General features: G+C 62.2%; 16 protein-coding genes and 1 pseudogene. 9 read left to right on the top strand and 8 right to left on the bottom strand.

The features are described from left to right. Positions 1 to 215: 215 nt before the first annotated feature. From A9W96_RS04620 to A9W96_RS30115, 4 genes are all read right to left on the bottom strand, one after another. Complete coding sequence (locus A9W96_RS04620; protein ID WP_067138136.1) at positions 216 to 1,025, bottom strand: hypothetical protein; 810 nt, start codon at positions 1,023 to 1,025, stop codon at positions 216 to 218. 10 nt (positions 1,026 to 1,035) lie between these two features. After that, a complete protein-coding gene (locus tag A9W96_RS04615) occupies positions 1,036 to 3,420 on the bottom strand; it encodes a hypothetical protein (protein WP_067138134.1) in 2,385 nt (794 codons plus the stop codon). 18 nt (positions 3,421 to 3,438) lie between these two features. After that, complete coding sequence (locus A9W96_RS31190; protein WP_156765115.1) at positions 3,439 to 3,894, bottom strand: hypothetical protein; 456 nt, start codon at positions 3,892 to 3,894, stop codon at positions 3,439 to 3,441. 112 nt (positions 3,895 to 4,006) lie between these two features. Next, the gene (locus tag A9W96_RS30115) at positions 4,007 to 4,498 is read right to left on the bottom strand and encodes a hypothetical protein (RefSeq protein ID WP_231999592.1); all 492 of its coding nucleotides are present in this window, start codon (positions 4,496 to 4,498) and stop codon (positions 4,007 to 4,009) included. A 234-nt stretch (positions 4,499 to 4,732) separates the two neighbouring features. On the opposite strand from A9W96_RS30115, the gene A9W96_RS04605 reads away from it, so the two are divergent. Beyond that, positions 4,733 to 5,212 (top strand): hypothetical protein, encoded by a 480-nt coding sequence (locus A9W96_RS04605; RefSeq protein ID WP_067138130.1) that lies wholly within the window; start codon positions 4,733 to 4,735, stop codon positions 5,210 to 5,212. 113 nt (positions 5,213 to 5,325) lie between these two features. On the opposite strand, the gene A9W96_RS32475 is transcribed toward A9W96_RS04605, so the two are convergent. Then, on the bottom strand, positions 5,326 to 5,706 hold the full coding sequence (locus tag A9W96_RS32475; RefSeq protein ID WP_231999591.1) for a hypothetical protein: 381 nt from the start codon (positions 5,704 to 5,706) through the stop codon (positions 5,326 to 5,328). Between the two features lie 198 nt (positions 5,707 to 5,904). Here A9W96_RS32475 and A9W96_RS04595 point away from each other — a divergent pair, with 198 nt between their 5' ends. After that, positions 5,905 to 7,293, top strand: a complete 1,389-nt coding sequence (locus A9W96_RS04595) for an FAD-binding oxidoreductase (protein ID WP_197499399.1) — start codon at positions 5,905 to 5,907, stop codon at positions 7,291 to 7,293. Between the two features lie 75 nt (positions 7,294 to 7,368). Here A9W96_RS04595 and A9W96_RS04590 read toward each other — a convergent pair whose 3' ends face one another. Both A9W96_RS04590 and A9W96_RS04585 read right to left on the bottom strand, forming a co-directional pair. Beyond that, entirely contained in the window at positions 7,369 to 7,878 is a 510-nt protein-coding gene (locus A9W96_RS04590) for an SRPBCC family protein (protein WP_067138125.1), read from the bottom strand. Between the two features lie 207 nt (positions 7,879 to 8,085). Further along, a complete protein-coding gene (locus A9W96_RS04585; RefSeq protein WP_067138123.1) occupies positions 8,086 to 8,880 on the bottom strand; it encodes a MerR family transcriptional regulator in 795 nt (264 codons plus the stop codon). A gap of 304 nt (positions 8,881 to 9,184) precedes the next feature. Here A9W96_RS04585 and A9W96_RS31185 point away from each other — a divergent pair, with 304 nt between their 5' ends. The 3 genes from A9W96_RS31185 (at position 9,185) to A9W96_RS32010 (ending at position 12,004) form a co-directional block, all read left to right on the top strand. Next, complete coding sequence (locus A9W96_RS31185; RefSeq protein WP_156765114.1) at positions 9,185 to 9,754, top strand: hypothetical protein; 570 nt, start codon at positions 9,185 to 9,187, stop codon at positions 9,752 to 9,754. A 267-nt stretch (positions 9,755 to 10,021) separates the two neighbouring features. Beyond that, positions 10,022 to 10,621: an alpha/beta fold hydrolase gene (locus tag A9W96_RS32470; protein WP_231999590.1), complete on the top strand. Its 600-nt coding sequence runs from the start codon at positions 10,022 to 10,024 to the stop codon at positions 10,619 to 10,621. 720 nt (positions 10,622 to 11,341) lie between these two features. Continuing rightward, a complete protein-coding gene (locus A9W96_RS32010) occupies positions 11,342 to 12,004 on the top strand; it encodes a hypothetical protein (RefSeq protein ID WP_231999589.1) in 663 nt (220 codons plus the stop codon). 120 nt (positions 12,005 to 12,124) lie between these two features. On the opposite strand, the gene A9W96_RS04575 is transcribed toward A9W96_RS32010, so the two are convergent. Continuing rightward, positions 12,125 to 12,904, bottom strand: coding sequence for a CTP synthase (locus A9W96_RS04575; RefSeq protein ID WP_231999588.1), 780 nt, complete (start codon positions 12,902 to 12,904; stop codon positions 12,125 to 12,127). Positions 12,905 to 13,090: 186 nt separating this feature from the next. On the opposite strand from A9W96_RS04575, the gene A9W96_RS04570 reads away from it, so the two are divergent. From A9W96_RS04570 to A9W96_RS33210, 4 genes and pseudogenes are all read left to right on the top strand, one after another. Next, on the top strand, positions 13,091 to 13,945 hold the full coding sequence (locus tag A9W96_RS04570) for an SDR family oxidoreductase (protein ID WP_067138119.1): 855 nt from the start codon (positions 13,091 to 13,093) through the stop codon (positions 13,943 to 13,945). Between the two features lie 201 nt (positions 13,946 to 14,146). After that, positions 14,147 to 14,352: pseudogene (locus A9W96_RS32465) on the top strand (recombinase family protein); the annotation flags it as partial. A 346-nt stretch (positions 14,353 to 14,698) separates the two neighbouring features. Beyond that, positions 14,699 to 14,941, top strand: coding sequence for a hypothetical protein (locus tag A9W96_RS04565; protein WP_156765112.1), 243 nt, complete (start codon positions 14,699 to 14,701; stop codon positions 14,939 to 14,941). A gap of 379 nt (positions 14,942 to 15,320) precedes the next feature. Next, a complete protein-coding gene (locus A9W96_RS33210) occupies positions 15,321 to 15,554 on the top strand; it encodes a DUF1778 domain-containing protein (RefSeq protein WP_156765111.1) in 234 nt (77 codons plus the stop codon). Positions 15,555 to 15,783 lie beyond the last annotated feature (229 nt).

Below are 15,783 nucleotides of genomic sequence, written 5' to 3'. Positions count from 1 at the left end.
CATGCGTTGAGTCCGTAGGTATTTCCTACAAACGAACGCTGGTCATGGGTCGGGGCTGACCGCGCCAAAGAGATCTGCTGCCGTTGCGGACACCACGGTGGCCCCCTCACTAGTTTCAAGGCTGCCTTGAATACTAGACGGAACGACACAGTGTTTCAAGAGACCCTTGAAAGCATTAGGAGCGCAAGTCTCCCGGCTGTGTTAGCAGCGGATCGTCACATCGACTTCGCTTTACTGCGCGCCGCGGCAAGGGCGTGATCGTAAACAACCGGGAAGTCACGAAAAACTGTGTCACACAGAGCTTTTGGTATCCCGGCATCGGCCAAAGTCCGCATCCACGCCGCGATCATGTTGACGTCGTCCTCGGTGATGGCAGACGCGTCACGCGCCCAGCCCCGACCCATGACCAGCGTTCGTTTGTAGGAAATACCTACGGACTCAACGCATGCGCGCTCCAACGTTGCCACCGCGCGCTGTGCGGCCAATGAACCGGCCGCACTGTACGGCTCCAACTCCACCGCCGACGACAACGCGGACAGAAGATGCGGTGCAGCGGCGACTTCAGCCAGCCATGACTTACCTGCCGCCCGAGTCGCCGCCAGCAAGCTCGTCCCGAACCTGTCCTCGACCGCCAACTCGGCAAGCTCGGGATCAGGCGCCAACCACGGCCGCGACTTCGTGATCCAGTCTGATGAAGCTGAAGGCTGAGCTGGTTGCAAAAAATCCCAGGTCAGGCCCAGATCACAGAGCGAGGCCGCGAAATTCATACCCGCCAGGCGCAGATCGCATGCGGCGCGTTCCAGGTCAGTTGCCCAGCCAGACATCCGGGTGGTCGACTCGCGTGGGATGCCCAGTGTGGCAGTACCGACCGCCCACCGTGCGCTCTCTGTGAGTGTCGAGACCAGATCGCGATGACGTGCCCCCAGTACCGCGAGGTGTTCTACCCCACGGTGCTTAGCCTGCCACTCCTGGTGCTGCTCTTGGCGCCATTGCTCGGCAAGCCAATGCAAATAATCGTCGCTCACTGCGGTGCCCTCACTCAATGTCGCAGCCGAGCTCGGCTGCGACTGCGCGCAGCCTCATTTCGAATTGGTGGGCGAAATCGCCGGGATCGGCGTGCGCGGTCGCTGCGGCATAGACCATGTCCGCTACCTCGGCCAGGTCCTGCTCCCAGCCCTGCACGAATTCCATGGTGCGTGCCGTGACCCATTGCGCCTGATACGTCTGGCGCTCTCCAGTGGAGGACTCCGGGTGCGGTCTGGTCGCGCTCAAATTCACGAAATACACGCTGGCCGCTATCCGGTACTGCTTCCACACCGTCTCCGAAACGTCGTCGCGGGTACCCAACACATTCCACATCTCGCGCAGCTCGGGCGTCATTTGCCCGCACCTCGACACAGTCCACGTCATCTGAACGCCGAGCTGTTGCAGGGCTCGCTTCACCACCATGCGCGGCGTCTGCAAAATCCGGGCATACATCTGTGGATCGAAGGCTTCGAGCCGGTGCATATGCATGTCGTCGAGGATCGGCCGCGAGTAAGGGCCATCGTCGAATTCGCGGGGGCAGACGGCGTATTCGACACCGGGCGCGCGACCGAAGGGACTTTCCTTAGTCACGGCCATGGCAACCAGGTGCGTGCCACCGCGCCCGCGCAGTTGTGCGTACTCGGCTAACACCTCGGCGGGATCGGATGATCCGAACCAACGTTCCCGAAACGGGTTGTCCACCAGCTTATCTGCTGACAAAAGGCGTGCAGTACGCGGCAAGAACACTCCCCACGGGATATAGCCGAAGCCCTCGTTGGACATCACCACACACTCGGTGGCACCACCAGCCTCACGCCGAAACACACCCACGGCCCACTCGATGCAGGCGTAATTAACGATGTCACTGTCACGACGGAGCTTGCGCGCCAACGCTTTTGCGGAAGCCAACTCCGGTGAATCAGACCTTTCGCGCCGGGTAGACCCTGCTCCAGCGCTCACAGTGGCGGCCGGCACCACCACCGCACCACCTGATCCGCCCGGCGAGCCCGCTGAGCCCGTAGCCGGCGCCGAACCACCCGCTGTGCCCGAATTGCCGGCAGGGGCCACCGGTGCCGCACCACTGGCGCCCCCAGCTACAGGAGCCGCCGGAGCGCCCATACCCGGCGGGGGAAGCATCATCGCCGCCGGCGCCGCACCCGCAGTCCCGGCAGAGCTTGCCACCCCGGCGCCCGCGGGATTAACCGTAGGCGGAGTCGCACCTGCCGCTGCCACCCCCGCCGAGGGCACACCCGCACCCGACGTAAGGCCCGCCGCCGGAGTCGCGGCTGCCTGTCCTGCAGCCGGGGTGCCAGTGCCGGTCGCGGGCGGCAGCGACCCCAACGCCGATCCTGCTGAAAGCCCTTGAGAGAAAGCCGGACCCAACTGCGCCGGTGCTCCGGCTGCCGGCGCGGCGTTAGCAGGCAGATTCCCCAGCCCAGCAGCTTGAGTCCCGGGCAACTGTCCAAGACCACCAGGCAGCCCGCCTCCCAAGCCTCCACCAGAGCCCAGGCCGCCCATACCGCTCCCACCGGGCACCGAGCCAAGTCCACCCGTCATCGACGTCAACCCCGGCGGAAACCCGACAGACTGAATCCCGCTCCCGCCGCCGCCAGGCATCTGCCCGCCACCGCCCGCAAACGGATTTGCCACCGCCGGAGGCGGCAGCGGATTGTCTGTATCGTCCCCAGGGCGCCCTAGTCCGTTGCGATGGCCCGGTCCATGCTGGTTATTGCCCGCACCCTGAACACCGTTCTCACCGCCATCGGGAGATCCGCCATCTGGCGATCCACTGTCATCTAACGCTTTTTTGTCTCGCCCTGCAGGGACGGCGATGCCGCCACCGCCGCTGTGGGGCAAAACGGGATCTTGAGGCATCGGACCGCCCGAACGCGAAGTCAGAGCGGTGATATCCGTGCCAGCGGTCCCGTGAAATGCCTGGGCTTTTGTGAGCGCGGACTGGACGGCCTGGCTGGTCAGGTCTCGAGCGCGGGCATGAGCGGCGACCACGATCTCCTGTCGTTTTACCGGGTCTGCGGTCGCAGCGAGTTCCGTGTTCGCGTCGTTGGCAATCCGATTTTGAGTGTGGCGGGCGGTGCGATAGTCGCCTGCGACCCCGGTGAAATACGTTGCGGCTGCGTTGTAGATCTCGACCATGCGGCCGTAGTCTGCCGCCAGCTGGCGGTTCTTTTCGTGGCCAGCTTCGAAACCGGGCGACTGCGCGGCATCCTCCCGCATCGCATTGGCGACCTTCAGCCGCTGCTGCAGTTCCGCAGTTTTTTCCGCCAATGCCTTGTAATGCGCGGCTTGAGCTTCCAATGGTTCCGCCGCCGGCGGCACCATATCGGGAGTAATGATCATGTTGCCAGCGATGCTGGCCGCAGGAACATCAGCCATCAGTCCCCCTTTACCCCGTTACCGGCACGCCGCGTTGACTTGGCCCTCGGCGGCATTCGCCCGATCGATCGCGGCATCTCGCGCTGTGCCTTTCCGGTGCGCGGTGGCGTTTTCCATATCGACGCTGGCCGCCATGTAGTCGTTGATCCCTGACCGGATCGCAACCGGTGTATTGGCAGGCAGTTCGCGGTATAGATACTCCCTTTCGACCAATGTCACCCGCGCCTCATTGGCCAAGGCATCCTGCACTGCAGGAGTGTTCCAATCACCCGGAGTGTGCGCCACCGCATTTGTGGCGCCATCCATCACCGATGCAGTTCTTCCCCACAGCTCACAGGCCTTCGCGCGGGCCGCAGCCACCTGATCAGCGGTTGGTGGCGGTGGCGACCACGGCACCACCACGGTGTTAACCGCACCTTTCGAGGAGGTTGCCAGCCCTATGCCGGCCAGCACCACTGCGACCAGTGCGGCCACCAATACGCCTGCCGCTCCCACTATGACTCCGCGGCTGGGGCCGGGAGTAGGCAGCCATGGCGGCGATGGTGCTGGCTGTCTTAGCTCAGGCGAGTGAAAGGGAAAGGTCACGTCAGCCACAGGCCTTGTTTAGTCGATCGCCGATGTTGTTTGCTCTGTCGACTAGCGCGTCTGCGTCTGGGTTTGACACTCCACGGGTTTCGCCGTCTGCCACTGCGACCAGCGCGGCGATGTAATCATTAGTCGCTTTGACGACATCGTTTGGGGTCGCCGGTGGCAGATGTTGTTGCATGTACTTAGTTTCAATCGCCACTACGAGCTGAAAATTCGCCAGTGCGGGACCGTATTGGGGCGATTTCCGATCACGAGCGGCGACAATTAAGTTCTGCTGCGAGTTGTTGACGCTCAAGGCGGCTGCCTCGCTTGCGTCGCAAGCTTCTTTTTTCGCCGACGCTATCTGCTCGGGGCTGTAGTTCGGCGGGGGCGGCGGTGGCGCCGTTACCGTCGTGGTGGTCGCGGGTGGGGGCGACGCGGTCATTCTGATCACGCTCATAACGAGCGCACTTATAGCCAAGAGCGACGCAGCCAGCAGCACCAGCAGCACCAGGATGATCCAGCCCCTCCGCCGGGGTGGAGGTCCAGGAGGAGGCGCAGGCGTTTGAGGTGGCGGCAATACGGTTGCGCCCATAGGCGCTCCGGCCAGCGAGGCAGCCAACCCCGCGGGATAGCCCGGCACCTGCGGATTCATGTGTTAAAGGGTATCGGCGACCGGCGACATGCGGCTACCAATAACGAGCACTTTGTGCCGCACCCTTGGAACCACCGAAGGAGATCACGCATGTCCATCACGCCCACCCCGCCACTGCGCCCTGGTTACGGCCCGAGCAGCCCCGACCAGGTGATCGCGCACGTGCACTCCGATGGACGGATGGCCATCACACTGACCGAGGGCACCTGCCTGCAGGTGCCAGACCTAAACGAGTGGCAGCTTCTGGGCCGCGTACCGATGCGCAACGACTGGCCAAGCGAGCTCAAGATCAACGTGGTGGCGTACCACCGCCACACCGGACGACTAGCACGCTTTTACATGATCCGGCCGCAGCATCCCGATGGGCTTGATCCTCTGGACTACAGCTCCGATCCCGATGACCTACCTGGTTATGCAGCCTGGAAGCAGCAGTGGGACCAGGAGAACGCCGCCGCGCGATATGAGACCGATAAGCCGCTGTGGGACTTGGTATCCCGGCTACCCGAGATCACCGACGTGTTCATCGGCACCGTTAAGGATCTGCACAACAGCAACGAGAAAAACGCATGACCACCAACACAGACGTCGTCCACGCGCTCCCAGCGCTGCGATCGGCACATCGTGCTCCACGAAGACGGCGACCCCCGCCTGATCTAGATGCGGCCTCGTCCTCGCAGGGACGGTCACCGAGGTTCGGAGACGGGTCTGCCGCTTACGTCTGGCCTCGGCAAGCCATAGCGAGCGCGAATCTCTTCTTCACCGAACGTGTGGCCGGCTGCGCGGTCGACATCCGACTCTCGCAGCGACTGAAGCAGGGCTGCCACATCGATGGAGGGATCGTCGAAGGGCCAGTCGTCGAGTTCGTCGATGGTCCACTCGTCGGGGGCTTCGCTGTCGCCCTGGTGGGCCGACGTGTCAGACGCTTCCCACACAGCGACATCACCGCGAGGTAGCGGCTTGTCGAAGTCATCTGAGACACCAAGGTCGGGCAGTTGACCGAAACGGCGCGACGAAGTCGGGGAGGAAGGCAGCTCCGACCCGGTGTCACCGCACTCGCTCGTCACGCCTCCAAGGATAGGGACGTCGGGACATCCGGCCGGCACAACTGGGCCCGCTCTCCCGAGATAGCCATGTCCGCTGACAGATGAGCACATTGCTCCTGTCGCACATCTAGAGATTCGAGGCCGATCAAATCTTGTCTCGGATCTCTTCTGGCGGGGCGATCATCGGTTGTGCCGTCCAACGACTTACTGTCGATCAGCGTGAGCGCAGGATTAGAGGTCCGGACAACGAGCCGTGTGTTAAGTGGTTGGGGCCAGCGAATCCGGTCTCGGGCCGACGTGCTTTCCACCGCGGACATCGAGACCATCGCCGCAGCGGTGCGGTCTGCCGGCCCGCGCGGAGTGATCGCACGGGGGCTAGGTCGCAGTTACGGCGACCCAGCGCAAAATGGCGGCGGCCTGGTAATCGACATGACTCCGCTCAATCGCATCCACCGTATCGACCCGGATACGGGGATCGTCGACGTCGACGCCGGGGTAAGTCTGGATGCGCTGATCCGGGCGGTCTTACCCCACGGCCTGTGGGGGCCGGTGTTACCAGGGACCCGCCAAGTAACCGTTGGCGGTGCGATCGCCGCCGACATCCACGGAAAAAATCACCACTCTCATGGCAGCTTCGGCAACCACGTCGTGTCCCTGGACCTACTCAGCGCGGATGGCACGATCACCACGTTGACCCCCGATGGAGCCAGTTCCGATCTGTTCTGGGCAACCGTCGCCGGGATGGGGCTGACCGGCATCGTGCTTCGCGCCCGGATTCGGATGACGCGTACCGAGACGGCATACTTCATCGCCGACCACGACCGCACCCACAACCTCGACGAGACCATAGAACTACTCACCGGCGGCTCCGACGAGGGCTATGACTATTCGATGTCAGTACCCGACACGATCTCCACAGGTGCCCGGATGGGCCGGGCGGGATTCACCCGTGGTTCGTTGGCGAAAATCGACGAACTACCACCGAAGCTGCAACTAAATCCGTTGCAGCTCAAAGCACCTCAACTCTTCACCGTCCCCGACATCTTCCCCAACGGTCTGATCAACAGGTTCACCTCCCGCATCGCCGCCGAAGCGGCCTATCACGCCTATCCCAAACACGGCCGCGGCACCGTCCAGAACCTGACGCAGTTCTATCACCCGCTGGATTTGCTCGGGGAATGGAACCGCGCCTATGGACAAGAAGGCTTCCTGCAGTACCAGTTCTCGATCCTGTTCGGTGCTGAACAGCAGCTCGCCGACATCATCACGGCGGTGGCGCACTCCGGGCATCCCTCATTTCTCAACGTGTTCAAACGGATGGGTCCCGGCAACCGAGCACCGCTGTCGTGGCCGCATCCGGGCTTCATGCTCAGCCTCGACTTCCCGATCAAGCCGGGCATCGGGGCATTCCTCGACGGCCTCGACGAGCGAGTGCTTGATGTCGGCGGCCGGATCTACTTCGCCAAAGACTCCCGGGCCAAAGCCCACCAAATCCCGCAGATGTATCCCCGACTCGACGAATGGCGCGCCATCCGTGCCACAACTGACCCCGGCGGCGTCTTCGTCTCCGACGTCGCGCGACGACTCGAACTCGTCCCCCACGGCTAGCTTCCCGGTGATGTCTCATAAGTAAAGAAACAAGCGTGGACGACGGGTGGGCGAAGGGCGGCAGTCCGATGCGTACTACATATGTGGCCGATGGGCCTGTGGTTCTTCGGCGGCGTTCTTCAGTGCGCGCAGGGTGCGCTCCATGTCCTTGAGCATTCGAGGTCCGCGTAGCCAACCCAGTGTCCGCCAGTACAGACGCATCGTCGGGATGTCGTCCAGTTTGAATGCCTCGGTGACCAGCGTTCCAAGGTCGTCCCCGGCGGGTTCGAACGTGTAACGCCACGTCAGGCAGACGGTGTTTTTGGGCGCGATCGGAAGTCCCATCGGCCGGGATCGCACCGTAAAGGCGAATACTCGACCGGGCTCACACTCGGTGACCATGCAGGATGTCCAGTAGGTGGGCCCCTTTTCGTTGCGTTTGACTCGGCCTCGAAACTTGGCGCCGGCGCGGGGTCGCGTTACACCTTCGAGCCATTGAGCCGCGGTGGTTTCTGGGCTGAATCGTCCGATCTGCGTAACGTCGCTGACCAGGTTCCAAACAGCCGCGGGCGAGGCGTTAATTCGGATCGTTGCTGACCCTCCCATGGGACGAGGATGCCGGGCGCATGGCCAGCCGGTGTCGTTCGAGGTCACGTCCGAAGGATGGGGTTTGATGTGCTGTCAGCACAATGCCTTCGAGCTGCCATTTGCTGCCATCTTGAAGAAAACTGAAAATCTATCGCCGGCGATCGTCTCGTTTGTAGGAAACCGGGACGGCTCGGTTCTTGTCTCGGTGGGATACGTGGTTCTAAATCAATCGCCGAGCGGTTTCATGAACGACCACAGGCCGCCTTCGGGATCGCGGGCGCTGTACTCGCGGTAGCCGTAGGGCTGATCAACGGGCTCATGCACAATCTCGGCGCCCTGCTCGACGGCGTACGCAAAGTGAGCGTCGACATCATCGACCATGACTGCGGTAATGCCGTTCGCGCCACCGAGGCTTTTCGGGGACGCCAACCCGAACCGCGACGACACCTGATGCAACCAGATCACCCCGTCGCCAGCCTGCACCTCGCCGTGCACGCAGGTGTTGTCGTCGGCGTACACCAGGCGCCCCTCGCCGAGACCGAACACCCGGACCAGGTAGGCATGAATCGCGGGAATGTCGTCGTAGACCAGAATCGAGATCCGTTGATGCACCGCGTCATTGAGCATGGTCATCTCCTCCAGGGTCTCTAGTACTTCGGCGGTGGACGGCGAGTCGTCGGCGGCGAGCGCTTCGGCCATGCGGGCCAGCCGCCGCCGCAGCGCCTGCCCAACTGCGATCCGCTGGTCGAGCAGATCCAGATGGGCCAGCATCGCATGACGCAGATCCCACTTCGGCTCGTCGAGCACCTGGCCGATCTCGGTCAGTGCGAAACCGGCTTGGCGCAGCAGACAGATGCGGTACAGCCGGCGAATGTCGGCATCGCTGTAAAGCCGCTGACCAGCCGGACTGCGGCCCGATGGAACGAGTAGCCCGATTTGGTCGTAATAGCGCACCGCGCGCACCGACAACCCCGCTGACCGTGCGAGATCGCCGATCTTGAATCCGGTGACTTCCGCCATGGAACACACGCTAGAACCTGACGTCGCGTCACCTGCAAGGAACGATCGACCGCAAATCGAAGCTGGTGTTGTCTCCTAAGGAAATGAGGTGGATCAGATTCTGCGCGGCGTGCGGCGACGCCCAACCCTCATCCCAACCGGGTTTGGGCTCTTCCGATGTGGTGTTTGACAGGCTTATGCTGCGGTGATGCAAAGGCGCGCGTCGGGGGCGGCACGGCGCCCCACTGCCGCCACGCGCTGTGATCGTCTGCGCTGGAGGATTGAGAGCTCTGACGGCCATCGGTCGCTGACATGGTGGATTCGATTGACCGCCAAGAACGAGGTGTTGATCGGGAGTGACCAGCTCCACGGCAAGATCAACCTGAAGCTGTTGCAAGGCAGTTGGTTCGCCGATCTGGTAGGCGATTTCTCTCGGCCGCGACTGGCCACTGAGCCAAAAGAGTCCATTACCGATTACTGGATGCGGGCGATGTACACCAATGGCGGCTGGTGTACCGCCGCTACCATCGTGGTCCACCGGGACGCACTAGCGCCGCTCACGGTGCAGCAGTGGCCGTCGTTCAGCGCCCCACGGATTTACCACTGGGAAACGATCGATCCTCAAGCAAGCAGCATTGAAGTGAAGTTACTCGTGGGTGAGTTAGGTCTGCGACAACCAGACCTGCCAGGCGCACTCGTGGATGTGATTGAGCTTGACTCAGGAAGGCAAATCGCGGCCGTGATGCGCGGCAACCGAAGTTGTCCACCCGACCGCGTAGATCTCAAAGCAGTCGAGCCAGGGAGACAGGCGCGAACTCTGGCGTTTGGCTGGGAAGGGTCAGTAGATAACGCTCTGCGAATAGTCGACCGGGGTGCTTTGACCTATTCCGGGTGACACCGCCGCCCTTTGTCGCTTGGTCGACCAGTGCGAACTGGTTCGGTTGCCGGGAGCATGAGGTCGGTGCCGAATTCTGTGTGCAATAAACGTGTCTCGTTTCTAGAGAAACGAGGCGGCTCAGATCCTGTCTCAGATGCGGGTGTGGATTCCGAAGAACCTCGCACTGACCGGTCCCCCTGGGGAGGGGCTCCGGGGTCAGGCCCCTTGCTCGACTTACGAGGTCCGGTCAGGTCGCCATCCGTGGAATCCTGGGGGTGGGAGGTAGTGGCGGTGTCGGATAAGTCGGGTTTTCGCAGCGTGGAGTCACGGCAGCGCTATCTCGCGGTTTACGACCGTGTGCGTGCGCTGAGTTCACGACCGGATGCCGTGCACGATGTGCCAACCGAGTTCGGTGTCGTGCGCGTGTACCAACACGGGCCCGCGGGCGGGATTCCCGTCGTGCTGCTGCACTGCTTCTGGGCGACTTCGGCAATGTGGGCCGAGCACGTGTCCGCTCTCACAAACGATTTCACTGTTTATACGGTTGATCTACTCGGCCAACCCGGCGCCAGCGTGCAGTCGAGGTCGATGAAGTCGGCGCAGGACTGCGCCTGCTGTCTTGACCAGGTGCTCGGGGGACTCGGCCTGACAGGAGTGCATCTCGTCGGGCATTCCTATGGAGGATGGACGGCCGCGCAAACCGCGGCACGAATTCCAGATCGACTCGCGTCAGTGACGCTCATCGAGCCCGTCAACACAGTCGCCCGATTGTCTGCCCGGTTCTGGCGAACCGGAGCCCTGTTGTTGCTTCCAGGTGCTGAGCGTAAGCAGCGCACCGTCGCCGAGATCCTCGGCCACCCAGCCCCCGGGCAGCCTCCTCGATAGCGTGATGGAGCTGGTAATGGCTGCCGGTTCCGCCTTCGCTTCTTTCGGCACGCCATTTCCCCGATACATACCTGACTCTCTACTGCACTCAGTCGATGTGCCCGTGCAAGTTCTATTGGCAGGAAACACCATTCACGACTCTGCACGGGGACTCGACCGGATACGTCGCGTCGCGCCGTCATGGGAGCATCGCTTATGGCCGGAAGCAACGCATATGTTGCCGTGCGAGGCCGTAAGCGACGTCGTCGCCTGTATCCGCAGCTTCGCTCACGAGCACGCTCCTGGCTGAGAGGGGCCTCGACCAGCACGCGCGCTGTTGTCAGATATCCACAACTCGTGCACCCGTCTCGCATGTAAAGAACCAAGATGCCTCAAATCCGGTCTCGCTCATTGGATGGACGGCTCAGCTGGCAGTCCAAATTGCGCGACGAATTCAGCAAACTCGACCACCGCGGCAGGCCCAGTCTCGTTAGCTCGGTACGTTTTGGCCCAGCTCGTCAGCTGGCCGCGAGTCGTAGGCTGCTAGCCGTGGCCAAAGTTGAGCGCGATGGTGGCGGCGTGGATCTGCGACCCCCGCGACCGGCCGCTTCAATTGAGCCAGCTAGATGGCTGACTGAGCGGATCGACCTACGGGGTCCTCATTGGGTGACCAACATGCTTGGGTCGGGGTTTGCGGCCTACGCTCGCCTTTTCCATCCACCCCAAGATCATCTGCGCTCGGTGACGTGGGCAGACGTGGCCCGGACCAACGGACGCAAGATGCACCCGTGGGCGCAGTGGAATCAAATTAACTCACCCGCGGAACCATCGCTCGCACGCAATCCATACGCGAAGACCCGCGGGCCGCATCTCTACGCTGAGACGCTGGAGGCGCTGTGCGCCATCCTCGCTCGGCATACTGCGACTGCGCAAAGCTGCTACTTCGCCCTATGGGAAGGACGCGCACCCGGCCGCACGGCCAGCATGACGTCCACCGCCGTCTACGCCCCAGACGGAGTGCTGCCACCCGACATCAAACTGCCCGCAGCGGCGCCGCGCGAACTGCACCTGGACTTGAGCGGACCCACTTTCCTGCTACCCGGCCACAACACCCTGCGGGGTTCCCCGCATTACCTGTTCGAGGGCCACGTCAGTGCAGCGGCGCGGATCGGACACTGGGTCCACGAGAGCTTCTTCATTCCCCACCCCCCAGATTTCATCTGGCCCGCCGATCACACCTGGTGTGTGGCAGCCATGGCAGCCACCCCCGCCAACTCGACCCTTATCGGGGGTACACGCAAACTCATCGACGAACTGTGCGCCGCCGACAAGATCGAAGTCCTCCCGATTCCACCCACGGCGCCATTCGACCTCAATCCGTGGGAAGACCCCTTCAACCTCTGACCCGCCTGGCCTTCGATCGAGGTCGCCAAACCGCCGGCTCAGACTCCCAGTCTCATTGCCGCACCGGGCCGTTCAAGGATCAGCAACTCCTGGTGTCTCGTTTCTAAAGATTCGAGTCAATCAGATCTTGTCTTGGATCGATCCGGGGCCAGATCTCGGCGCCAATCTCTCTTGGTTGTTGCCGGCGTTCGACGATTTGCGATTAGCGGCGACAGACAACAGGCCCGTCACGAGCGGATGCGGTTCTTCGATGATCGAGCGATTCTGCGGCACGAACAACGTCGCCAAGTAGAAGGGATGGCTGGGCAGCTCGAAGACCCGGGCCTCGTCGTCATCGTCGGTCCCGGTCACGATTAATCCGCCCTCTTCGAGCTGCTGCCGGTAAGCCGCGTTGAGGCCGAAGTTGCAGTAGTACTGTTCGGTGACCCGGCTCTCTCCACAGCAGCGTGCGGCCAAAGACCCTGGTCGCAGGTTGACCGGCATGGTTTGCCCGGCCAAAGAGCACGTCAGCGACGAGATGAATAGCAGCGAGCCATACGGATCGTATTCGGCGTGCTGGGCATCGTGGAAACCCAGGACGTTGCGGGCGTATTCGAGAATGATGTGTTGGCATCCGCCGCAGGTGCCCAGGGTCGGCACGGCGTTTTCGCGCCCAAATCGCAGTGCGGAGAGGGCCCCATGCAGGCTTCGGTAGGGGCTGCCTGGTGCGCACCACAACGCGTCTGCGGTTACGACCGAGGCAAGATCGGATGCCAGTGGTTCGGTAGCTAGCCAGTCCACCGATATCTCCAGTCCGAGCGCGTTGGCGGAGTGGGCTATCGCTGCATTGGTGGCCGTGTGCGGGGGATACGAGTCATCAAAATCGCCAATGACGGCAACGCTTAGCGGATCTGTCGTCACGTGCATACCCTAGCGGTGAAAACCCTCGGCCCATTGATTTCCAACGCGGGACAGTGCCCAAGCAGGGTTAGTGCGTCTCGTGCCCTGTCTCGTTCGCTTAAACCGCACGATTCCAACTTGCTGGCAGTTCGCGGACCTCACGCTGAGTTGACCGACCCCGCGCGGGCAAGCAACTATCCTTCTACGATGACATCGCGGGTGGCCGGCAAAGTCGCATTCGTTACCGGCGCGGCGTCGGGAATCGGGGCGGCGTTAGCGATCACGCTGGTAGACGGGGGTGCCGACGTCTGGATCGCCGATCGCCAGATCAGCGAGGCACAGAAGCTTGCGCAGCGCCTCAACGGAGGTCGCGGTGAGGCGCACGCAATCGAGCTCGACGTTCGCAGTTTTCTGTCGTTTGAGCGTGCCGTCGCCGAGGCGGTACGCCGATCCGGGCGAATTGACTTCCTGTTCAACAATGCCGGCATTGGGGTTGGTGGAGAGGTCGACAGCTACACCCTTGATGATTGGAACGACGTCTTCGACGTGAACCTGCGCGGTGTAGTGCACGGTATTCAAGCCGTCTACCCGATCATGATTCAGCAGCATTCGGGCTACATCGTGAACACAGCGTCGATGTCCGGTCTCGTCGCCTCACCCGGCACGGTGAGCTATACCGCGACCAAACACGCCATCGTCGGCATCTCTAAAGCGTTGCGGGTGGAGGCCGAGCGCCACGGTGTGCAAGTGTCGGTGCTGTGTCCAGGTGCGGTCCGGACCCCCGCCCTTACCGGCGGCAAGTTCGGACGGGTTCCCGCCATCAGCGAGGAAGAGCTGCTGAAGGAGTGGAAGCGATTAAGGCCGATGGCACCTGACAAGTTCGCCGAACGCGCCCTTCGCTCAGTGTTGCGGGGAAAGGCAATTACGGTGCTGCCGTCGTGGTGGAAGGCTTTCTGGTACCTCGAGCGTCTTTCGCCAACAATGTCGATGCGGCTCACAAAGACATTCCTCAATCGCCAGCGGGAAATGGAATCCGTGTCGTCGACCGCCCCGCCACGTTGAACGTCTACGACAAATGTCGGCGGCGAGTGCGCAACGCATCAGATTTACCCACCACCCAGGCGTCTCGTTTGTAGAGAAACGAGACGCCCTCGGCGGTGCCACTCCCCCGCTCCGTAGTCGCAGGTCGTGTTGTCTCATTTCTCGTCTCACGGCGCGTGTCTCGAATCCTCACTGTCGGTGGGAAATGAGAGGGTAGGCACTATGATGGCGATCCTGAGCTATGCACGGGCCAGTACCACTGACCAAGACCTCGACGCGCAGCTGATCGCGCTCAGCGCGGCCGGTGTCGGGGCCGGGCAGCGATGTTCGACTATGCGCGCACCGACGACGTTGTGGTAGTCACCGCGATCGACCAGCTTGGTCGCTCGGTCGCCGAAGTTACGCGCACCATCGCTGAAGTAGATCAGACCTCGTCTCGTTCGGTACGTGCACCTGGCGGAGTTGACCCGTAGCGAGCGGCGATCTCCTCACCACCGTAGGCGCCGCCAGCGGCGCGGTCCTTTTCCGCTCCAATGAGTGATTCACGAAAGCCTGGCATTGCCAACCAGAAGTCCGTGTCGTCACCACCATCCGCGGCCTGCGCTAGGCACAGCATCACCAGATCACCGTCAGGGTCGGCCACGGTCGCAACGCGGTGCTTTGAGGAACTGAGCCATAAACCGCAGTATGCTTGCGATCGCGTGGCGGACCTTCCGCTCGAAGGCGTCGCACTGTGACTCGACATAGCAGTGCGCTTTCATGAAGGAGGACGCGGTGGACTTGATCGAAGTGGATCACCGCCGCCGGATCACACTGCCTCCAAGTGCCCAGCACGACCTGTATCTGGTATCAACAAGCCCCGACGGCACCATCACCCTGACCCCGGCCGTTGTGCGATCCGCGCTTGAAGACGCGCTTCTACAACAACGTCCCGGGTACCTGCGCCAGCTTGAACGCGATGCCGCCGACCCGACCGATACCGTTCGGTTCAATGACTGGGAGCATCCCGAACGCTGACTTTGGCGCCGGAACGCCTGCGTAGGACGCGTACTGAGCATGTCCGAAACGCGTGGGTGGGCCTTGACGAGGGGCCGTGAAAGTGGTCGCAACTCCCCGAGGACGATCTGAAAGTCGAAATGGTCCTGATCAAGGCCGGCGTCGGCGCTGGTGACCAACGGGCGTCCTCGCCACCGAGGTTCACGACCCCGTTGAACCTGAGCGCTATGGCCATCCCCGAAGCAATGGATCCACCAGTTTGGAGAGCAGCTGAAGGCAGCATCAAGCGTTAATGGACTTTGGATTGCCTGTAGGCATAGCCCGTGTTTGCTCTAAGCTCGCCCGGTTGAAAGATCACGTTGAAGCCTCTTGGCTTCTGGCGCTCCAGGGAGGATGACCGATGTCGAGTCGCAGCGGTTCTGAGAACCGTAGGCGCAAGTTTGTATTGCAGCTCCGGGTCGACGGGGAGGAAAAGGCTTTGCTTGAGCAAGCTGCAAAGCGTGAGCACGTTAGCGTTCCAGAATTTCTTCGTCGCAATATTTTTAGCCGTGCTGGAGGTCTTCAGACACCTGTATCTCAAAAGCGGAATCCGGCTTCCCACAACGGATACGACGAAGAGGCCGATGGTGAGTAGGTCTTTTTCACCTGCAGAACTCGCCTAGACTCCCGAGCCGGAACGCACTGCTGCCGGACCGTCGGCTTTCAATTTTCCGGCGAGCCGTGTTGGCGAAGTACGTTTTGCCGGAGTGCCAAACGCGCGCAACCTGAGCAATAGGAGTTAACCGGCTAGCTGTTGCTGGACAACACGTTGTTGACGGTCGTGGTTCTGGTTGTGCGGCGCTGTGCCCGAGAGCCTTAAGGGG

The organism is Mycobacterium sp. 1245852.3, assembly GCF_001669335.1.
Lineage (GTDB): Bacteria > Actinomycetota > Actinomycetes > Mycobacteriales > Mycobacteriaceae > Mycobacterium > Mycobacterium europaeum_A.
This window is presented reverse-complemented; position numbering and strand designations above follow the sequence as displayed.

What these genes read in the sequence shown, in the direction of transcription:
- A9W96_RS04570 (WP_067138119.1), top strand. Translation starts at nt 13,091, where the DNA reads ATGACATCGCGGGTGGCCGGCAAAGTCGCATTCGTTACCGGCGCGGCG.
- A9W96_RS04615 (WP_067138134.1), bottom strand. Translation starts at nt 3,420, where the DNA reads ATGGCTGATGTTCCTGCGGCCAGCATCGCTGGCAACATGATCATTACT.
- A9W96_RS33210 (WP_156765111.1), top strand. Translation starts at nt 15,321, where the DNA reads ATGTCGAGTCGCAGCGGTTCTGAGAACCGTAGGCGCAAGTTTGTATTG.
- A9W96_RS04590 (WP_067138125.1), bottom strand. Translation starts at nt 7,878, where the DNA reads ATGGGAGGGTCAGCAACGATCCGAATTAACGCCTCGCCCGCGGCTGTT.
- A9W96_RS04585 (WP_067138123.1), bottom strand. Translation starts at nt 8,880, where the DNA reads ATGGCGGAAGTCACCGGATTCAAGATCGGCGATCTCGCACGGTCAGCG.
- A9W96_RS04605 (WP_067138130.1), top strand. Translation starts at nt 4,733, where the DNA reads ATGTCCATCACGCCCACCCCGCCACTGCGCCCTGGTTACGGCCCGAGC.